The sequence below is a fragment of the Bacteroidales bacterium genome, from assembly GCA_014860575.1.
Lineage (GTDB): Bacteria > Bacteroidota > Bacteroidia > Bacteroidales > JAAYJT01 > JAAYJT01.
In genome coordinates this window covers 1-20,128 of record JACZJK010000051.1, presented here as the reverse complement: position 1 = coordinate 20,128, position 20,128 = coordinate 1, and the positions used below count along the sequence as shown (strand labels likewise).

Here is a 20,128-nt window from a genome sequence, read left to right as displayed (position 1 = left end):
AACAACTTGTCGGAGCGGGCTCATTATTTGGGTCTGAACCATGCCAGGCAGCAACCTAAAAAGTACCTGCCAATTTCCCGTTCTGGTTTTTTATTTATATTTGCCACCGTAAAGGCTTGTTGGACTGTAATTAAACAAAAGGCCTTTGCAACAAAAAGACCACCGCAACGGTTTAAACCACCTGGAATGCGATGGCCTTATTTTTTTGTTGCAAGCCAGGTACGACCAGCAGAAAATGAACCCGTGTCAATTAGAGAGAAAATCAAATTATAAAACGAAAATCCATGAAAAAACCCATTGATGCCATCCGCGGCTTTTTTTCAAAGGCCTTTATCAAATCGCTCGATTACATTGAAATTATTGGAAACAAATTACCACATCCAGCCACATTATTTGCACTGCTTGCCTTGCTGGTGGTTGTAGTTTCCTGGCTGACATCTTACTTCGATTACCAGGCCATACACCCGGTAAGTGGCGAACCGTTGACCGTAAACAACCTGTTGAGCAGCGATGGAATTCGCTGGATATATACCAATATTACCCGGAACTTTGTCCTTTTTCCTCCCCTGGGTTTCGTACTGGTGGTGATGGTTGGCATTGGTGTTGCCGAGGGTTCCGGTTTGTTTAATGTGATGATCAGGGCTCTTGTGCTGGGAGCGCCACCCCGTATGATCACTGCCGCAGTAGTAACAGCCGGTATTCTCTCACACCTTGCATCAGAAGCAGGTTATGTATTGCTTATTCCTTTAGGAGCGATGATTTTTCATGCTATGGGACGGCATCCGATGGCTGGCCTTGCAGCAGCGTTTTGCGGGGTGAGCGGCGGTTTTGGGGCCAATTTTCTTATTGGCGCTGTTGATCCGATCCTTGCGGGTCTTTCTACTACTGCCGCGCAAATACTCGATCCTGAAATGGTGATCAATCCTGTGGTCAACTATTACTTTATGTTTGTTTCCGGGTTTCTGATCATTATAATTGGTACCTGGGTTACCAACAGGATTGTTGAGCCACGGCTCGGAAAATATACCGGCAATGCTGAGCAAATTCCGGTTGATAAGCTTAATGCAACTGAGAAAAAAGGTTTAGGATGGGCAGGGGTGGGCATCCTGGCAGTGATTGCATTCCTGGCATGGAGCATCATCCCCGAGAATGGTTTATTGCGCGATCCGGAAACAGGATCAGTGTTACATTCGCCATTTTTCGATGGAGTGATCATTGGTATTCTCATTTTCTTCTTCGTACCCGGTGTTATTTATGGTTTTATTGTGGGAACCGTTAAAGGCGATAAGGATATTGTAAAATACATAACAAAGTCAATGGCCGGCATGGCCGGGTATGTAGTGCTGGTTTTCTTCGCCGCCCAGTTTGTGTACTTTTTCAGCTACAGCAATCTTGGGCTGGTTGTAGCCATCAATGGCGCTCAAACCCTCAGCAATATTGGCCTGACAGGCATACCATTGATCATTGCATTTGTTTTGCTTTCGGCTTTTATTAATCTTTTCATGGGAAGCGCTTCGGCTAAATGGGCAATCATGGCGCCGGTTTTTATTCCAATGCTGATGCTGCTTGGCTACCATCCCAGTCTTACCCAGGCTGCTTTCCGTATTGGTGATTCAGTTACGAACCTGATTACGCCTATGATGAGCTATTTCGCACTCATTGTCACGTTCGCACAGAAATATGACGAGCGCTATGGGATCGGGACTATTATTTCATCCATGCTTCCTTATACCTTTTTCCTTACCATCTTCTGGATTATTCTGCTGGTAGCCTGGATGCTGTTAGGTTTGCCGTTAGGACCCGATGGCCCGCTGTACATGCCTAAATAGTCGTATTAGTCAGCTTTGCATTTAGTGTTAAGTTTTTATTAACTGGCATTCAGTGTTGCCTCAATTGCTACATTTGTGGGTTCGAACCATTTAATAATTCGCTATGAGAAAAATATTGATATACCTTGTGGTTATCCTGTTACCAGTGATCATGAAATCCTGTGGTCAACCTGAACCTCAGCGTGATGCACCCAAAAACGTTATAGTTTTTATTGGCGATGGCATGGGTTTTAATCATGTTGACGCTGCAAGTATTTACCTTTTTGGTGAAACCGGTAATATGGAATTTGAAGGGCGGGAATGGCAGAAGCTTGCGCAAGCCAGTTATCCGGCATTTATCAGAATGGATTCAGTAAAAATTGCTGCAGGAGGCTACAACCCACGGGCCGTATGGAGCGATACCGCCTACCTGAGAAAGGATTACACAGATTCTGGTGCGGCTGGAACAGCGCTTGCCACAGGGCGTAAAACATATAACGGCGCTATTGGAATGGGTGTCAATGCCGACACCCTCAAAAACCTGACCCGGTTCGCAAAGGAAAAAGGAAAGGCAGCAGGTGTCGTTACCAGTGTTCAGATATCACACGCTACGCCAGCAGCTTTCTCAGCGCACAATAAAAGTCGCAGTAACTATGAGCAGATTGCCCGGCAACAAATATTACAAAGCACCCTGGATGTACTTATGGGTTGTGGTCATCCAATGTACACGAATGATGGCATCATTGCCGAAGCAGATTTCAGATACCTTGGAGGAGCTGAATTGTGGTCGCAACTGGATGGTACCGAGCCTGCAACAACTTTCATGGTTGAAAACCAGCAATATATTTTGCCAGACATTAGTGGTGATGGAGAGCCAGATGCATGGACATTGATTACCGACAGTACGAAGTTTGCAGCAATCGCTTCAGGACAGAACCTGCCGGCCCGCTTGCTTGGAATTCCTCAGGTTCGTTCAACCTTACAACAATCAAGAAGCGGAAATGAAGAAATCATACCTTTTCAGCGGCCCTTCACTCCCGGCGTGCCTTCGCTTGAGCAAATGACAATGGCAGCCGTAAATGTGCTGAACCAGAATTCGAATGGATTTTTTCTGATGGTTGAAGGTGGGGCTATCGACTGGGCAGGCCACGACAACCATCCCGGCAGGATGATCGAAGAAATGGATGACTTCAACAACACCATTAAAGCAGTAGTTGATTGGGTCGAAAAAAACAGCAGTTGGGACGAGACACTTATCGTGGTTACAAGCGATCATGAAACCGGTATGCTATGGGGAGAGTCTGATGGAGCAAATGTGCTGACAACAATTAAAAACAATGGCAAGGGGCAGCTTCCTGCAATGAATTGGTTTAGTGATGATCATACGAATGCTTTGGTCCCTGTTTATATTCGTGGAAAAGGAAGTGAAATTTTCAATTTCCTGGCTGATGAAACCGATCCGGTAAGAGGGCCTTTCGTTCAGAACACAGAGATCGCACAAGGGATATTTTTGTTGTGGAACCGCTAGTATTCCGATCACTCTCTTGTATCTCTTTGAAACGAGCAGCCTGATCTTTGTTCCGTCATGGAAAAGTTGGCAATTGGCAGTCTGCAGTTGGCAATCAAATACATCACTTCATTACTCCATCACTGCATTACCCCATTACTCCATGAATTTCCGATTGTACAGCATCACAAAAAATGCAATCCCTGAACAACTATTCTTTCATTGACTTTAAAGTAAGCAAGGTTATTTCCGGCTTCATACCAATGCGAAACGGAAAGAAAATATGACCCAGTCCGCGGTTCACATATATGTAGCTCTTTCCCTGCCCGTTATTTTCTATGCTGAACAAACCGCCCCAATACTGGTAAATTATGGATGCCGGACTATACTTACGCTTCCCGACTTTTAATCCAAGTTGTAAACCATGTGTATGGCCTGAAAGGATTAAATCAACATGCTGTTTTTGTAGCAATTCTGGGCCAATAATGGAAGGAGTATGCGTAAGCAGTATTACTTTGCAAGAATCGGGGATTCCTGCCAGGGAAAGTCGAACATCCGATCTGTCTGGATAATGTTCGTTGTCGCTGTAATTGCCGGTGCCTGCGACAACAATGCATTGTTTGTCGCGAAATAGTTTAACATTTCTGTTTTCAAGCAGGAACCAGCCCATTCCTTTGATTACATTATTCATCAAAGTGTCGTTCATTTCTTTTGCATGCGCATTTGGCCAGCGCATATAGTCGCCGTAATCGTGATTTCCCAGCACGGCAAAAACGCCATCTTTCGCACTCAGTGATGAAAGCGTTTCTGTGAAAGGCAAGGCCTCAGAAGTGGCATAATTGACCAGATCGCCGGTAAAAGCAATGAGATCAGCATCCAATGAATTCACCATCTCAACAGCTTTTTGCAAAGGTTTTTGAGAGTGCCAGCGGCCCAAATGTATATCGGAAAGTTGCACAATCCGATATCCTTCAAAGGCTGTTGGGAGGTTTTCAATATGAATTTCTTCTTCAATAATTTCAAAATCATACACCCACAAAGTCATTCCCATTATCATAGCAATACCAAGAATTGCAGAAAAAACAGCGGATATCTTGAGCCAGACTCTTTTGTTGGCTAAGTGAAAAGATTTTCTAGCTAGTTGGGTAATGGATTTGCGCAAATCAAAAAGTATCAGCACCAGCAAGGGCATTAACCGGATCAGATAGAAAAACACAACAAACCCTAAGAGGTAAGTTCGGAGTATTGGATTCCAATCTACCGGACTCAAAAATGCCAGTGAAAGGAAAAAAAGCATCAGTAATGCTGAAGGCAATCCTGTAATGAAAACCAGGACTTTTCTTAGCCAAGGCTTATTGATTATGCCGCCTGAGGATAAATGCCAAAATAAATATAAATCGGCAATCGCCATAGTTAAAAGCCAGGGCATTCGGCTTGCATAGGCCGGCATGCGCCAGGCTGCAATGGCTAAAGCAAGTATAAAAACAGTCAGGTATCCGGCTTTATAAAGGTTTTTACTTATTATCACGCGATTTTAATTTTGGATCGCTAAAGGTAATGCTTTGATTGCTATTGGTATGAATTGTGGTTCTGAAAACAATTTTCTTTATAATTGATCAATGTCTTGCAGGGAACAATGATTTTTGTATTTTTGCACTCCCTAAAACGTTTTGGGAGGTGAAAACGCTCTTTACAACCATATCCGGTGAGGTGGGTGAGTGGCTTAAACCAACAGTTTGCTAAACTGTCGTACTGGAAACGGTACCGGGGGTTCGAATCCCCCCTTCACCGCAGGACAATATTTCGGGGTATAGCGCAGCCCGGCTAGCGCACCTGGTTTGGGACCAGGGGGTCGTAGGTTCGAATCCTACTACCCCGACACTTAAAAACAGCCACTTACATCATAAAAAATGTGAGTGGCTGTTTTGCTTAGTAAACATTTTTAGCTAACAAAACATAATTAAATCTTAGCTTTGCTGAAACTATACACTTATGGGTAAAAAGATTGAAATTAGTGGAACATGGGAAGGCCATAGTCATAAGGTTGATGTTCACTTACCGTTAATTTTGTTTGAAGACAGTGGCTCTCAGGTTGTCTACTGTCCGGCATTGGACGTTAGTGGTTATGGGAAATCAGAAGATGAAGCATTTGAATCCTTTGAAATTTGCCTGGATGAATTTTTTCGCTATACAATTAACAAAAACACTTTTCGTGCAGAATTACAGCGGTTGGGTTGGGTTTGCTAGGTGAAATGTTAAAATCATAAGATAAATTGATTTGAGAACAAGGATTAACGAATTATGATTTTCTTTGTTAGTAGGGCACCTCATTAATCGCTGTTCCTTAACTAACCGAAGCAATCTCACTTAAGGTAATCCTTGTTCTTCTTGAATGTAAAGGTTTAAAACAAATCCATTTATGCTCCAGCAACTAGTAACAATACGGCTAGCTGTACCTGAAGACCTTCAGGCGATTGATGAAATCTACAACCAGGCTATTGAAATAAAGGCAACGGCTCATACTTCCCCGCTTACGATTGAAGAACGTAAAAGCTGGTTCGAATATCATGAACCAGCTTTATTTCCTGTATATGTTGCCGTTGCCAATGACGCGGTAATAGGTTGGATTTCTTTCAGTCCTTACAGATCGGGGCGGCAAGCGTTAAAGTTCACAGCTGAGATCAGTTATTACATTCACCGTGATTTCTGGAGTAGGGGAGTGGGTTCGCAACTTTTGGAATTTGCCATCAATGAAGCCCCAAAACTAAACTTCAGTGTGTTGATAGCTATCTTGTTGGAACACAATAAGGCAAGCGTCAGCTTACTGAAAAAGTTTGCGTTCGAAAAATGGGGATTTCTACATGAGGTTGCTGAGTATGACCACAACAAATGCGGGCAATACTATTATGGCTTGATATTGAGGCCGTGAGAGGCTATCTAACTTCTTCTGAGTTTTAATGTTCTTTGTCATCCTGTGTGTAACGAATGATCTGGTTTTGAGGCTTAAAAGAGATCCTTCACTGCGTTCAGGATGACAAGATTTCGAGCTTCTAAAGCAGCCTCTATGCGGGTATTCGGAATTTTGTTACTAGCCAGTTGTTTTTTTGGAAAGAGCAATTAGAGTTTTAGCCAACCCTTTACGATGTTGGCCTGGCGTTCGCCATCATTAATATGATGAAACTCGTTGGTGTACTTGTTGTAAATATAGTCTTTCTGGAAACTATCATAGTTTTTCACAATATCTGCAATGGCTTGAAGTATAAAATCAACTTCCTGGTCAGTCATTACAGGGTGCAGAGATAACCTAACCCAACCCGGTTTCTCAGAAAGATCGCCAGAAGTAATTTTTTCAGTTATCAACTTCGATTTTTCATAACTTACATCCAGCAGGTAATGCCCGTAGGTTCCGGCACAAGCGCAGCCCCCACGAACCTGTATTCCATAGCGATCGCTCAAAAGTTTTACGACCAGGTTATAATGAAGGTTCTCAATATAAAAAGAAATCACGCCAATACGATCCCGCACCGTGTCTGCAAGAATATGTATACCTGGAATTTTCAGGAGCCCATCAAAAGCTTTCTGCAGCAATTGCTCTTCCCGCTTGCAAATCTGTTGCGTTCCCATCTGCTCCTTCAACTCAATGGCCAGGGCAGTGCGGATGGTTTGCAGGAAGCCGGGTGTGCCGCCATCTTCCCGTGCTTCGATATTGTCAACGTATTTGTATTCGCCCCAGGGATTGGTCCAATCTACCGTGCCACCTCCCGGCTGATCGGGCACAGGGTTATGATACAAGCTTTTATCGAAAATTAGCACACCGGCTGATCCCGGGCCGCCAAGAAATTTATGCGGTGAGAAGAAAATGGCATCGAGTTTCTCTGAGGGATCTTCAGGGTTCATATTTATTTCACAATAGGGTGCCGATGCCGCGAAATCAACAAAGCAATACCCGTTATACTCATGCATGATTTTCGCGAGTTCGTGGTATGGAACATGAATTCCGGTAACATTTGAACATGCTGTGAATGACCCTATTTTCAGCTTACGGTTTTTGTATTTTTCAAGTTGTATTCTCAGGTTTTCAGGATCAACCAGCAGGTCTTTGCCAGGTTCGAGCACTACCACATCGGTCATTGTTTCGAACCATGAGGTATGATTGGAGTGGTGCTCCATATGCGTGATGAAAATCACAGGCTTTTCTGATTCCTTTAAACAATCGTGATGAAAAAGCTGCCCACAGTATTTTAACCCGAGAATACGCTGAAACTTCACAATGGCACCGGTCATTCCATTGCCAGTACTTATGAGGATATCGTTTTCACCTGCATTAACATGTTTTTTGATCCGCTGCTGGGCATGATGGTAAGCCTTGGTCATCAAGGTTCCGGTCTCGCTTGTTTCGGTATGGGTATTACCAACAAAAGGCCCCAGGTCCTTATAAATTCTTTCTTCGATCGGGGCGTACAAACGGCCGCTTGCGATCCAGTCGGCATAGAGAATTTTCTGTTTACCATATGGGGAATCGTAGGATTGGTCAATCCCAACGATGTTTTTCCTGAATTTCCTGAAATATTCTTCCATGCCTTGCTTTGGTTTCATTGCCGGAAGCAAAGGTCAGAAAAAAAATGAGAGTAAATTCATGGCAAGATGCGAATCTGTGAGTTTTTGTTGGCTAGGCTTTGAAGGTCAATTTGTTAATTGGTTAATTGGTTGGAATGTTGGAGTAATGGAATAATGGAGTGATGGAGTGATGGAGTGATGGAGTATTGTGGCTAAGCTTGCGAAGAGCGCGTCCCCCTTGGCGAAGTGGGTTAGGGGGATTGACTGACTTAACCAACGTGATTCAGGTATGCAGTAATATAGTGTGTGAATGGTTGATAAGTCAATTGGTTGACTGGTTGGAGTAATGGAATTATGAATAGAGGTAAACCCGGCACTTCGACAGGCTCAGTGTCCGGAACTTTGAACTTTGAACATGGAACATAGAGCCCACTCCGAAAAATCAGAAATTGCTGATTTTTATCGTTTTTAGCCCCTGACCCCTAAAGGGGAAACTCTAAAAATCAGCAATTTGTGAAAGTCCCCTGTAGGGGATTTAGGGGTGAAAAGACTTTTCGAAGTGGAATCAACTTTGAACCCGCAACGCCGAACGCCTTAGTCCCCCGATGAGATGCGTAGCTGAACTATTTCCACATCTGAACCTTCGGGATAAATGCTGAGCCAGTTATTATCAATACGGTACCAGCGGTCTTGCGAGCTTACCCTGACAATAAACTGTGTCTCTTCTTTTCCGCCTGGATTTCTGAGAACGATCCCTCCGCTTTTCTGGGAATCAAGACCATAGTTAAGGAAGAAGCGGGAAGATTCCGTATTTGCAAACCGCAGTGTAAGGATTACATAGTTATTCCTGCGAACCCGCATGTCAACGGGTGAAAAATCGAAGCGCTTTTCATCGCCTGAAACTACGCTGACAGGCGAGCTTACCAGGTCAACAATGGCTCTTTCCTCGATGTACTTCCTAATGGCATCTATTTGTTCGCTTGGGTAGCTTTCGTTGGGTTTCAAACGTCCGGCTTCGGTATAGGATTCAATGGCCTGATCAAAAACCTTGGTAGTAAAATAGCGGTCGCCATCGGCGATGGCTTTGTCGTATGCTTCCTGGGTTTTTCGCAGTTCAGCTGCTACGATGCCACTTAATTCAGACAATTTTTCTTTGGGCAGGCTTTCCTGGGGTTTCAGTCCGGCAGCCGTTTCCCATGAAGAAAGTGCGCTCACAAGATCTTTGTTATCCTCATGGAATCGCGCTGAACTTACAGCATTTGCATAGGATTCGTTGATCTCAGCTTCACTTACCAGGCTGCGGGCTTCAGCGATGCGATTTTCGGCATACTGATCTTTTGGCTTGTATTTTAGCGCTTCCTGGTAGGCTGCAATGGATTGCTGGTACTCACCGGCATCAAACCTTGTGTTCGCCACCCCAATATTTTCATTATAAGCAAGCTGTTTTGCTTCAATTTCTTTAATTATTTCCTGAACCTCTGCTGCCCGTTTCCCGGGGTATTCTTCCTCTGGCTTGAGCGAAGCCGCTTGCTGATAAGCTGCAAGTGACTGTTTGTATTCCTGGTTCTTAAAGGCGAGGTCTGCCGCCTCAATGGCCTTTACATAGGTTTGATCCTTTTCAGCAATGGCAGCCAGGATTCCATCGATTTCCTTAATGCGGTTCGCATCATGGTTTGAACCGGGCTTGAGTTGCAGTGCTTCATCATATTTTTGGCGGGCATTGTTGTATTCTTTTGAAGCAAAAAGCTCATCCGCATTGGTTCTGAGCGCAGTATATGCCTTTTCATTTTCGATAAGAACCTCAATCTCGCGTATTTGTGCAAGCTCGTCTTCTTTCAGAGGCAATATTTCCTCAGCTTTACGGTATTGTTCCAGCGCCGACTGGTAATCCTGGTTCATAAAATAATCAGCAGCCGAAGAGAGGAAATCAACAACTGCCTGGGTTTTTTCGAGGCGTTGTTTGGGATGTGCTTCCGAAGGCTTCAGATTGCTGGCCTGCTTGTACGAATCCAATGCCTGCTCATAATCTTTGTCGTCAAAAGCATTATCAGCCGCAGTGATTGCTGCAAGGTATGCTGCTTCCTGCTGTTCAAGGTTCGCAAGAAGGGTATCTATTTCAGTGATGCGTGAAGCCGGATGCGCAGCCTCTGGTTTCATCTTCAACAACTGCGTGTATTGCTCGCGGGCCTCCGGGTATTTTGCACCAGCGAAAGAGTTATCGGCAGTTGCAAGCAAAGTATTGTAAGCCTTTTCAGCTTCAAGAATTGATTCAATTTCTGCTACAACGATTGCCTGATCATCAGTCAATGCTTTAATCTTTTCTGCTATTTTAAACTGGGCAAGTGCATTTTCATATTCTTTGTCCTGGTAATACTTTGTAGCCAGCGCCAGGGCTTCCAGCCGGGCTTCTTCTGAAGTAGCGTACTCAGCAAGTATAGTTTCAATATGTGCGATACGTTCCCGGGGATATTTCTCAGCAGGTTTCAGGCGAAGAGCGTGCTCATAGGCGGCCTTTGATGCATTCAAATCCGATTCGGTGAACAGCCGGTCGGCATTTTCGATCACACTGGCATAAACGGATTCAATTGAACGTTGGTCGTCGGCCATGGCATTGATCCGGTCAACCATGCTCAGCGGATAACTCTCCCCGGGCTTCAGTTGCAGTGCCTGATTGTAAGCTTTTAATGCGGCATTGTAATCCTGGATCATGTAAAGCTGATCGGCTTTGTCAACAAGTTGTTGATATGCCTGTTTTTCCTGCCGGGTAGCTTCAAACTGTTTATTGATTTCATTTACCCGGTTCCTGGCGTAAGTATCATTTGGAAGCAGACCGGAAGCATACAGGTACTCATTCATCGCCGACTGGTAATCCATCAGCTTGAAAAGCGAGTCAGCGATTATGATTGATTTATCGTAGAGTATTTTCTTGCGATCCAATTCCTTCAACTGCCCATCAATTTCTTTGAGCTTAGCCAGCGGTTGCTTTTCTTCCGGTTTCAGCACATTGGCCCAGAAATACTGTTCGCGGGCTTGTTTATAATCCTGTTGATTATAGAGTCGTTCGCCTTCGCTGATATAACTGTTGTAACGCCGGGCATCATCCGGGTCAACATATACTTCCCTGATCTGCTGAAGTTTGATCCTTGGATAGTTTGCTTCGGGATTGGCGCGCAGGGCATTCTCATATTCAGCTTTTGCCTGCTTGTAATTCTTTTGATCCATCAATTGTTCTGCACGCAGAATGATGCTCTCGTAACTTTCGCCTCCAGGCTGTTGTCCCAGGGCCGAAGGGCTAATAAAAATCAGAATTGCGAGAAGCAGGATCAGACTAAAACTTTTGTAAGTCATTGTAAACTCAAGTGTTGTTCAGTTGGTTTTAATTTATTCTTTTACGAACCGTTCATTATGATTCCATCAACGATGGTCAGTTTCCGGTCGGCCAGGTTCGCCAGTTCCTGGTTATGTGTTACAATAACGAAAGTTTGTTCAAATTGGTCTCTTAGATCAAAAAAGAGTTTATGCAGCTCTTTGGCATTGTTTGAGTCCAGGTTCCCGGAAGGTTCGTCGGCAAATATTACAAAAGGATCGTTGATCAGCGCGCGGGCCACAGCAACGCGTTGCTGCTCTCCGCCAGAAAGTTCAGATGGTTTATGATGCAGGCGTTCAGAAAATCTGAGAAATTCGGCAAGCTTCATGGCTTTTTCTGTAGCAGCCTTTTTTTGAAGTCCCGAGATAAAGGCAGGAATGCAAATGTTCTCCATTGCGGTGAACTCAGGGAGCAGGTGATGAAACTGGAAAACAAAGCCAATGTGCTTATTTCGAAATGCCGACAGCTTCTTGTCATTAAGTTTGCTGATATTTGTATTGTTGATAAATACACTGCCAGAATCAGGTTTATCCAGCGAACCGAGGATGTGCAGCAATGTTGATTTGCCGGCTCCCGAGGCTCCAACCACAGAAATGATCTCAGCTTTGGCTATGCTTAGTTCTATCCCTTTCAGCACCTTAAGCGCTCCGTAGCTTTTATGAATGTTGTTTGCTGTTATCATCCGTACGTTTATAAATGTTCAAGGTTCCAAGTTCCAGGTTCCGGGTTCAAAGTTCAATGGCCACCCCGTCTCCATTTCCCCGTTTCCCTAAGTCTCTAAGTCCCTATGTCACCAAATCTCACTTTCTCCATCTCTCCCCCTCCCTCAGTCTCTAAGTCCTTCTCAACCCCTCCGTTTTAACATCTGATAATCCAAATAATACAGAAACTTAACCGTGAGGCTGTTCAACTGAGGGCTATCGAGCGTGTTGCCAAAATTATCAAAGAAATTGTATACCGGGTATGTTTCTTCATGCATGATTGCATTTTTATACACTACGCTGAGGTTGCTTCCGGGAGCAAACTCCCAGTTAAACAACAGGTCAATGTTAAAAGTGTTGAAGTTAAAATCATGATCAATGATGTATTCCGGGTTTAGCACTAGCCGCCCATCTGTCTGTAAATCATAATAATTGTCGTATTCTCCTCTGATCCAGTAATGGCGCAACCAAAGACTAAGCGACAAGTTATTTCGGAACATGTACCGGCTGCTTAATGTGTTCTCAAGGGTTCTGATGTCACGGTTGCCAAAAAAAACCTGGTTGTTATCGCGGCTCACATAACCCCGGTCATTGTCCTGATCTGACAAACGAAGCACATGGTCCATTGTAAACTTATCGCTGAACCTGAAAATAGGCCGGATCGTGATGGATTTCGTGAAATATTTTTCTTCGTTGGTTCCGATCTCAATTCCGCCATCCAATGCAAATGCCCTTCTGTAGTCGCTTGAAAAGCCGAAGTTCGCCCATGTGTAAAGTGGCGTAATATAAAACCGATCCTTCACCCTGGGTTCGTAATAGTCGTAGCTACGTTTGAGCGATTGGGTTACACCGCCCCAGATGCTCAGGTGTTTTCTGGTAGTAGCACTGGCCCGCCAACTTGCAAAACGACCGGTATTTTTTCCTGTACTCATCCGAGACAAATTATCAAAAACTATTGTAGTTGAAAAGTTGAGAAGGCGCCAGAACGGATCGTAAATATTGTATGAAGCCTTTCCTCCGCTATTGATTTCATCATTTGTATGGTTCAAACCCAATCCATTGATGTTGTAACGATCATTCATGGCATTGAACCAAAAGTTATATTGCCATTGCCCTTTAACCTTCGCAAAACCCAGGTCGTATCTGTAGCCAATATCCACTGCATTTGGTTTTTTATCACCGTTTTGAATATTCTTATTGTAGATCTGGCTTAATTTTCCCGAAGCATCAAACTTATAGGTGTTCCTCTTTTCATAATATGTGACCCCGGCAGCCGTAACATTTTCATTATCAAATTTATTCGATCGCGTCACATTCGTATTGATCAGGTAGGCAGAAGAGTTGAAACTAAGGCCTTGATCCAGAACCAAAATGCTGTAATTGGTGAAGGGTTCGGTAAGAACCTGTCTTTGGCGGCCAAGCGAATCTTCAGCTATCGCATAGGTGTTGGCGGTCATGGCATTGAAAATACCAATTCCAAGGTTGGATGAGTTTCGACCCGAAACCTTGGTCGCATTGAGTAGCTGTGCCCTGTCGGGGTTGCGGTGAATAAATTCGCCTTCAAGCAATTCATTATGAACTGTATTGTAAAGTTGCGGTTTTCGCCCGATACGCCTGCTATAAAAAATATCTCCTTTATGAAACAGGTCAACACCTTCATTAAAAAAACCGCGGTTCTCATCATACACCGTTTCAAAGGCAGTAAGATTTTTAATTTCATGATCCGAGGCAACAGTGCTGAAATCGGGCATCAGGGTCATATCGAGGGTGAAACTTTTATTGATGCCATATTTCAGATCCATGCCACCGCTGTAGGTTGAAGAGTAATTGCTGGCGCCAGGAATATTGTATGGATAATGCTCAACCATTGATGATACAAAAGGCGTGAAGGAAAGCCTGAGCGGTGGTTCGATATTTGAAAGTCCATGCAGTTCGCCCCAATAGGCCAGCGTGTTTGAGGTGCCTTTGGGAACCAGCGCCCATTGCAGCATTTCGCGGTGACGGCGGATGGAACGATGTAATTGCAGTCCCCAGATTTGTTTTTCATTGGCCGGGAAGCGGAGTGCCGACCAGGGGATGCGCATCTCAAGCGTCCAGCCTTTCTGGTCAAATGCAACGGCGCTTTCCCACACTGCATTAAAGGTGTCGTCGCTGCGGCGGCTGTCGCATTGCACGCCCGAAGCATACACCTCAAAAACATAGGCATCAAGTCCATTGTAATAGGTGTCGAACTGGATACCGAATAAATCGGCATTAAGACCGTCATCACGGTTTCCTAATTGGGTGAGAATACTGTTGGGATCTGAATCGTAAAGTCGGGCGCCAATGTAAAGTGCACGGTCGTCGTAAAGGATGCGGACTTCGGTTTGCTGGCTTGCGGAAGCAGCGAAAACAGGATCGTACTGATGAAAATCCGTAAGTGGTTCAGACAAGAGCCAGACGTGTTCATCCAATTGTCCGTCCATGATAGGCGGCACAGGAGTCCGGATAGCAGTGGCGGTTTTAGGAATGGGATTGGCGTTAAGAATGTGTGGGATTAGAAAAAGCAGTAAACAAAACCTCAGCAGCATCTGTTATCTCTTGTGAATTTTAAGACGTTAAACGAATAATTTTGGCTTATCGTCTGTTAAAAGTAAAAATCTGGTGAGGGGAAGGATGGTTTTTCTATTTTTGGATTTTGTTTGCCACGGATGATGTATTTAATGCCACGGATTCACGGATGAAATTTTTATTGCCACGGACGTGTCCGCCGGGGCGGATTCACGGATGAATGTTATTTAGCCACGGATGCACGGATGATTTTTTTTGCCACGAATGCACGAATGTTTTTTTTAATGCCACGTATACACGGATGAAGATTTTAATGTCACGGAAATTGTTTACCATAGCGGATTACATGAACGCCGAACTCGGAACGCCGAACCTCGAACACGAAACCCGGCGCTTCGACAAGCTCAGCGACCGGAACCCAGAACCCGGAACGTCAAACCTCGAACGTCAAACGTTGAACTTGAACCCGGAACATCGAACACCGAACGCCAAACCCGGAACTTTGAACCTTGAACCCTGAACGCCTTACACTATTTAAACACGAACAACATGAACCTCCACGAGTATCAATCGAAATCAATTTTGAAACAGTACGGCGTGCAAGTGCCGGAAGGAATGGTAGCTTTTACACCAGAAGAAGCTTTGCAGGCAGCCAAAACCTTGCAGGAAACCACAGGAACAGATAAATGGGCGGTGAAAGCCCAGATCCATGCCGGAGGCCGCGGCAAAGGCGGTGGAGTCAAGATCGCCAAGAGCCTGGATGAAGTGAAGGAATATGCCAAAGCTATTTTGGGCATGCAACTGGTGACGCCGCAAACCAGCGCTGCCGGCAAGAAGGTGAACAAGATACTTATTGAGCAGAATATTTATTATCCTGGCCCATCGGATGTCAAAGAGTTTTATGTAAGTATTTTGCTGGATCGGGCCAAGGGTCGCAACATGATTATGTACTCGCCCAAGGGCGGGATGGATATTGAAAAGGTAGCTGATGAAACCCCAGAATTTATTTTCACCGAAGAGATTGACCCTAAAGTTGGATTACAGGCTTTCCAGTGCCGCAAGGTAGCTTTTAACCTCGATCTTTCGGGAACCGCTTTCAAGGAAATGGTGAAGTTTATTGCCGCCCTTTACAAAGCTTACGAAGGCACCGACGCTTCCCTGTTTGAGATCAACCCCGTGATCAAAGCTGCCGACGACCGCGTTTTTGCCGCCGATGCCAAGGTGGTGGTTGACAACAACGCCTTATTCCGTCATGCCGGCATACATGCCATGCGTGATCTTGACGAAGAAGATCCCATTGAAGTGGAAGCCAGCAAATTCGATCTCAATTTTGTGAAACTCGATGGCAATGTGGGTTGTATGGTGAACGGTGCCGGTCTTGCCATGGCCACCATGGACATGATCAAACTTTCGGGTGGCGAGCCGGCCAACTTCCTTGATGTAGGAGGTTCAGCCAATGCCAAAAGGGTAGAGGAAGCTTTCCGCATTATTTTAAAAGATCCCAACGTAAAAGCAATCCTTGTCAATATCTTTGGCGGCATCGTCCGCTGCGACCGGGTTGCCCAGGGTATTGTTGATGCCTATAAGAATATCGGCGAAATCAATATGCCCATTATTGTGCGCCTGCAGGGAACCAATGCCAAAGAAGCCAAGGTGCTGATTGATAACTCCGGCCTGAAAGTTTCATCGGCCATCACACTTGAAGAAGCTGCTGAAAGTGTGAGGAAAGCGGTTGAGTAGAGAGCCTTTTTATGAAACCACTCCCGATGGTTATCGGGAGGCACTGAGGGCACTTAGAATCATTGAGTTTTTGCTAAGCCTTGTCTGCACCGACCGACCGCTTCAAGCGGTCTGACGGATAATCAGCGTCATACGTCTTTTACCTATACGATCGCTGGGAGTGATAGGATGGGGCACTAACGCATCAGATTTTAATGATTTTTGATGTGTAAGTAATTCCATTGCAGTTTAACTTTAGAATATAAAAACCCGGCGGCAGAAAAGAGATATCAATAGAAAACGAATTCTGTGAAAGCATTAAGCTTCCCTCTACTATATTATTGCCGCTTAAGCCTGAAATTGTGTAAGCGTAGCTACCGTCTGGAAGGCTTCCATTAAATCTTCCCTGAAATATGTCTTGTACAGGATTGGGGGCTATCTGAATATTGTGGATGTTTGCAAAGACTGAAATTTCTTTGATTCCTACTGTTGGTTCAATAGATTTGCACATCCAGTTCACAGATACAGGAGATAATGCAAAAATGTAATCCTGATGATCACAATACAGTTTCCCAACTGGGCCCTGCGGTAATCCGGAATTATTAAATTCAAAAGTGTTTCCGTTATCCGTAGAAACAATAATACCATCAGGCCAGCCTATACCTGCATAAATATCACCTGCCGAATTAACTGCCAAACCGTTTACATCAGGACCGTACAGACATTCAATAATTTGCGGATTGTCGTGATATATAGCATAAATTCCGCCCCCTCCACCAATAAAATTACCATAAACACCTATGAACAGATCCCCTTCGGCGTTCACTTCCACAGCTTGAACCTGATGGTTTTGCAAACCGACATAATCCCATGTAAGCCCATTATCCGTTGATTTATATACTCCACCAATTTCAGGGTAAAAGCACATCATGCTTATTTAAATATCCCCGTTACCAGTTATTGCTAAATCTGAAATATATTCACTAGGATGAGTTTCGGTAATAAAAAGTGTATCCCGGTTGCTACCCTCGTCAATAGTTCTTAATAAAACAACTCCACTTCCTATACTTCTCGATGCACCGCACAGTATAGTATCTGTGCCGATACAATGTATCTTTGAAAATGGGGTATAATAAGGTATATTTAGTATCTGCCATGTATTGCCGTTATCATAAGACACTATGAACGGATCAAATCCACCTTTACTTACATAGATATTCCCGGAAACACTGATAGTCATGGAATATATTTGAAAATTGGAAGTATTTAATACTATTTCCCAGGTTTCTCCTGAATCTTCTGAACGATAGATTCCGTTTGTTACATTTGATGTAACAGTGCCAACAAAAATGCTACCTTCTGAATTAATAGCTATACATGCAATGTGCAAACTGTCTGGAAAAGGCAATGTTTCCCAAAAATCCTGCGCATATAGACGTGGAAAGGGAAATAGCAGAATCATAAAAAGAAATGCGATGGTTTGCTTCATGGTGTGCTAATGTTTTTTAAGCAGTTACGGGCTTGTAAAAATACGCTATAAAACAATGCTGGAAAAAAAGCCTTAGTTGTCAAACTTCTCAGGTTCTGCGAACCATTGAACGCATCAGGTTTTAATGATTTTTGATGTGTAAACGAATCCATCGCAATTTACTTTTAAGAGATAAAACCCCGGCGGCAGAAAAGAGATATCAATAGAAAACGAATTCTGTGAAAGCATTAAGCTTCCCTCTACTATATTATTGCCGCTTAAGCCTGAAATTGTGTAAGCGTATGTGCCGTCCGGAATGTTGCCATTAAATCTTCCCTGAAACAAGCCTTGTACAGGATTGGGGGCAATCTGAATATTGTGGCTACTTGCAAAGTTTGAAAGTTCTTTGATTCCTACTGTTGGTTCAACTGTTCTATATATAATATTTGAAGGAGCACCACCAGATAATGCATATATATAATCCTCTGTATCACAGTATAATTCCCCTTTAGCACCAAGAGGTAATCCGCTATTTTCAAAGTCGAAAGTAAATCCATTGTCTTTAGAAACCATTACACCAAGGCCGGTACTGGCATATATATGCCCCGCCGAATTAATAGCTAAATCATATACAGCAGGCCCATCCAGACATTCAACCATTTGTGGATTATCATGATATACAGCATAAATAGCCCATCCAATCCCCAGGGAATTGTCGCGGACGCCTATAAACAAGTCCCCCTGCTCATTTACTTCAACCGCTATTACTTTGTGGTTGAGCAATCCTAAGAACTCCCATGTGGCCCCGTCATCAGTTGCTTTATACACCCCGCCCATATTGGGGTAGAAACAGTCCAGGCTAACAAAAATATCGCTGTTGGGGGCAATGGCAATATCACTGATGTATTCGCTGACGTGGTTTTCTGTCGTAAAAACCACTTCCCAGTCTAAGCCTCCATTTTCGGATTTTAGCAGCATAGCGCCACTGGATGCCCATTGGCTTACATACAAGGTGTCCTCTCCTTGTACTACTATTTTTACGCTTCCACCATAATCGGGCATAGAAAATGATTCCCAGGTTTGACCGTTATCAGACGATTTTGTTAAATACCATCCAGGCCCTCCACCTAATACGAAAATTACTCCATTATCGGTTATTGCTATTGAAGACGGCCCATAAAGCCCCATATCAAGAACCAATTCCCAGGTTTGACCTGCATCCTGTGAGCGAAACACCCCATCATAAGCTGTTAGGGTATTGGTTCCAACAAAAATATCACCTTGCTGGTTTACAGCAAGACAGGTTATGGTAAGGCTATCGGGAAAAGGCATTAACTCCCAGAAATCCTGTGCATACAGGCGTGGAAAAAGGTATAGCAGGATCGCAAGAAGAAAAGTAGTTAATTGTTTCATGGTGTGATGGTTTTTGTTATACAGTTAATGGTTTGTAAATATACGCTATAAAGCATTGCGTGGTGCAATATAATTTCGTTATTAAACCACTCCCGATGGTTATCGGGAGGCACTGAGGACACTAAGATTCACTAAGTGGTACTAAGTGAACTTAGTGCCTTAGTGGTTGAAAAAATATTCCTAAATTTACCGGCCTAAATCAATCGTATCAATTACTATGAGCAAGTTATTGGCAATAGCAGCAATCCTGGCAATCATGTGGTCCTGCAACAGCGGTTCGGAAAAGAATTTGCCTGATGGTGACTGGATAAAAGGCAGCAATGCAGACAAGGTTGAAATCATTGAGCGACAGTATGATGGCTTTTCAAGAACGATGATGGAGGTGCACTACCGATATGAAGAGTTATATTGGGCCGGACAAGACCAAAACTGGGAATATGCCAATTACCAGTTGGAGCATATCAACGAGGCCATGGAGAAAGGGTTTGAGCGCCGCCCCGAACGCAAAGTAAACTCGCTGGAATTTCTTGGCACACCAACCGAAATCATGCAGCAAGCCATTGACTCAAAAGATCCTGAGCAGTTCAGCCAGGCATTCAGAACGTACAATGCCGCCTGCAAAAGCTGCCACATCAAGGAAGAAGTGTCGTTTATACAAACCATAATCCCGGAGCAGCGATCAGGGCAAACACGGTTTAACGCAGCAAAATGATCTGATAAACTCTAAACTCACTAAACCCTCTAAACTTTCTAAACCATAAACCTCGAACCCGGAACTTTGAACATTGAACCTTGAACCTTGAACCAACAATAGAACAATAGAACATTCGAATTATGAACCCGGAAAAGCGGCAGTAGGCAGCGGCAGTCCACATTTAGTTGAATCTTTCTTAATCCGGAACTTTGAACATTGAACCTTGAACCTTGAACCAACAATAGAACAATAGAACATTCGAATTATGAACCCGAAAAAGCGGCAGTAGGCAGCGGCAGCAGCAGTCCACATTTAGTTGAATCTCTCTTAATCCGGAACTTTGA

15 protein-coding genes and 2 tRNA genes are annotated in these 20,128 nt (G+C 44.0%); 9 read left to right on the top strand and 8 right to left on the bottom strand.

The window, feature by feature from the left end:
* The first annotated feature begins 284 nt into the window (after nucleotides 1-284).
* Nucleotides 285-1,829 carry an AbgT family transporter gene (locus IH597_13525; protein ID MBE0663473.1) on the top strand — a complete coding sequence of 515 codons (1,545 nt, stop codon included), beginning with the start codon at nucleotides 285-287 and terminating at the stop codon, nucleotides 1,827-1,829.
* A gap of 103 nt (nucleotides 1,830-1,932) precedes the next feature.
* A complete protein-coding gene (locus IH597_13520; protein MBE0663472.1) occupies nucleotides 1,933-3,336 on the top strand; it encodes an alkaline phosphatase in 1,404 nt (467 codons plus the stop codon).
* Between the two features lie 190 nt (nucleotides 3,337-3,526).
* On the opposite strand, the gene IH597_13515 is transcribed toward IH597_13520, so the two are convergent.
* Nucleotides 3,527-4,843 carry a metallophosphoesterase gene (locus tag IH597_13515; protein ID MBE0663471.1) on the bottom strand — a complete coding sequence of 439 codons (1,317 nt, stop codon included), beginning with the start codon at nucleotides 4,841-4,843 and terminating at the stop codon, nucleotides 3,527-3,529.
* A 176-nt stretch (nucleotides 4,844-5,019) separates the two neighbouring features.
* Between IH597_13515 and IH597_13510 the strand changes: the two genes are divergently transcribed.
* The 4 genes from IH597_13510 (at nucleotide 5,020) to IH597_13495 (ending at nucleotide 6,244) form a co-directional block, all read left to right on the top strand.
* A tRNA-Ser gene (locus IH597_13510) sits at nucleotides 5,020-5,106 on the top strand.
* Between the two features lie 13 nt (nucleotides 5,107-5,119).
* Nucleotides 5,120-5,194 (top strand) — tRNA-Pro (locus tag IH597_13505).
* Nucleotides 5,195-5,307: 113 nt separating this feature from the next.
* Nucleotides 5,308-5,562, top strand: coding sequence for a hypothetical protein (locus IH597_13500; GenBank protein ID MBE0663470.1), 255 nt, complete (start codon nucleotides 5,308-5,310; stop codon nucleotides 5,560-5,562).
* A 172-nt stretch (nucleotides 5,563-5,734) separates the two neighbouring features.
* Complete coding sequence (locus IH597_13495) at nucleotides 5,735-6,244, top strand: N-acetyltransferase (protein MBE0663469.1); 510 nt, start codon at nucleotides 5,735-5,737, stop codon at nucleotides 6,242-6,244.
* Nucleotides 6,245-6,432: 188 nt separating this feature from the next.
* Here IH597_13495 and IH597_13490 read toward each other — a convergent pair whose 3' ends face one another.
* The 4 genes from IH597_13490 to IH597_13475 all read right to left on the bottom strand — a co-directional run bounded on the left by IH597_13490 (nucleotide 6,433) and on the right by IH597_13475 (nucleotide 14,510).
* Nucleotides 6,433-7,911 (bottom strand): aminotransferase class V-fold PLP-dependent enzyme, encoded by a 1,479-nt coding sequence (locus tag IH597_13490; protein MBE0663468.1) that lies wholly within the window; start codon nucleotides 7,909-7,911, stop codon nucleotides 6,433-6,435.
* A gap of 555 nt (nucleotides 7,912-8,466) precedes the next feature.
* Nucleotides 8,467-11,220 (bottom strand): hypothetical protein, encoded by a 2,754-nt coding sequence (locus tag IH597_13485; protein ID MBE0663467.1) that lies wholly within the window; start codon nucleotides 11,218-11,220, stop codon nucleotides 8,467-8,469.
* A gap of 41 nt (nucleotides 11,221-11,261) precedes the next feature.
* Nucleotides 11,262-11,921, bottom strand: coding sequence for an ABC transporter ATP-binding protein (locus tag IH597_13480; protein ID MBE0663466.1), 660 nt, complete (start codon nucleotides 11,919-11,921; stop codon nucleotides 11,262-11,264).
* A gap of 162 nt (nucleotides 11,922-12,083) precedes the next feature.
* On the bottom strand, nucleotides 12,084-14,510 hold the full coding sequence (locus IH597_13475) for a carbohydrate binding family 9 domain-containing protein (GenBank protein MBE0663465.1): 2,427 nt from the start codon (nucleotides 14,508-14,510) through the stop codon (nucleotides 12,084-12,086).
* A gap of 326 nt (nucleotides 14,511-14,836) precedes the next feature.
* Between IH597_13475 and IH597_13470 the strand changes: the two genes are divergently transcribed.
* Both IH597_13470 and sucC read left to right on the top strand, forming a co-directional pair.
* Nucleotides 14,837-15,010, top strand: a complete 174-nt coding sequence (locus IH597_13470; GenBank protein ID MBE0663464.1) for a hypothetical protein — start codon at nucleotides 14,837-14,839, stop codon at nucleotides 15,008-15,010.
* A 29-nt stretch (nucleotides 15,011-15,039) separates the two neighbouring features.
* Complete coding sequence (gene sucC, locus IH597_13465) at nucleotides 15,040-16,230, top strand: ADP-forming succinate--CoA ligase subunit beta (GenBank protein ID MBE0663463.1); 1,191 nt, start codon at nucleotides 15,040-15,042, stop codon at nucleotides 16,228-16,230.
* A 184-nt stretch (nucleotides 16,231-16,414) separates the two neighbouring features.
* On the opposite strand, the gene IH597_13460 is transcribed toward sucC, so the two are convergent.
* The 3 genes from IH597_13460 to IH597_13450 form a co-directional block, all read right to left on the bottom strand.
* Nucleotides 16,415-17,140, bottom strand: a complete 726-nt coding sequence (locus IH597_13460) for a T9SS type A sorting domain-containing protein (protein ID MBE0663462.1) — start codon at nucleotides 17,138-17,140, stop codon at nucleotides 16,415-16,417.
* 6 nt (nucleotides 17,141-17,146) lie between these two features.
* Nucleotides 17,147-17,698 (bottom strand): hypothetical protein, encoded by a 552-nt coding sequence (locus tag IH597_13455; protein ID MBE0663461.1) that lies wholly within the window; start codon nucleotides 17,696-17,698, stop codon nucleotides 17,147-17,149.
* 114 nt (nucleotides 17,699-17,812) lie between these two features.
* The gene (locus IH597_13450) at nucleotides 17,813-19,090 is read right to left on the bottom strand and encodes a T9SS type A sorting domain-containing protein (protein ID MBE0663460.1); all 1,278 of its coding nucleotides are present in this window, start codon (nucleotides 19,088-19,090) and stop codon (nucleotides 17,813-17,815) included.
* Between the two features lie 217 nt (nucleotides 19,091-19,307).
* Between IH597_13450 and IH597_13445 the strand changes: the two genes are divergently transcribed.
* On the top strand, nucleotides 19,308-19,802 hold the full coding sequence (locus IH597_13445; GenBank protein MBE0663459.1) for a hypothetical protein: 495 nt from the start codon (nucleotides 19,308-19,310) through the stop codon (nucleotides 19,800-19,802).
* Nucleotides 19,803-20,128 lie beyond the last annotated feature (326 nt).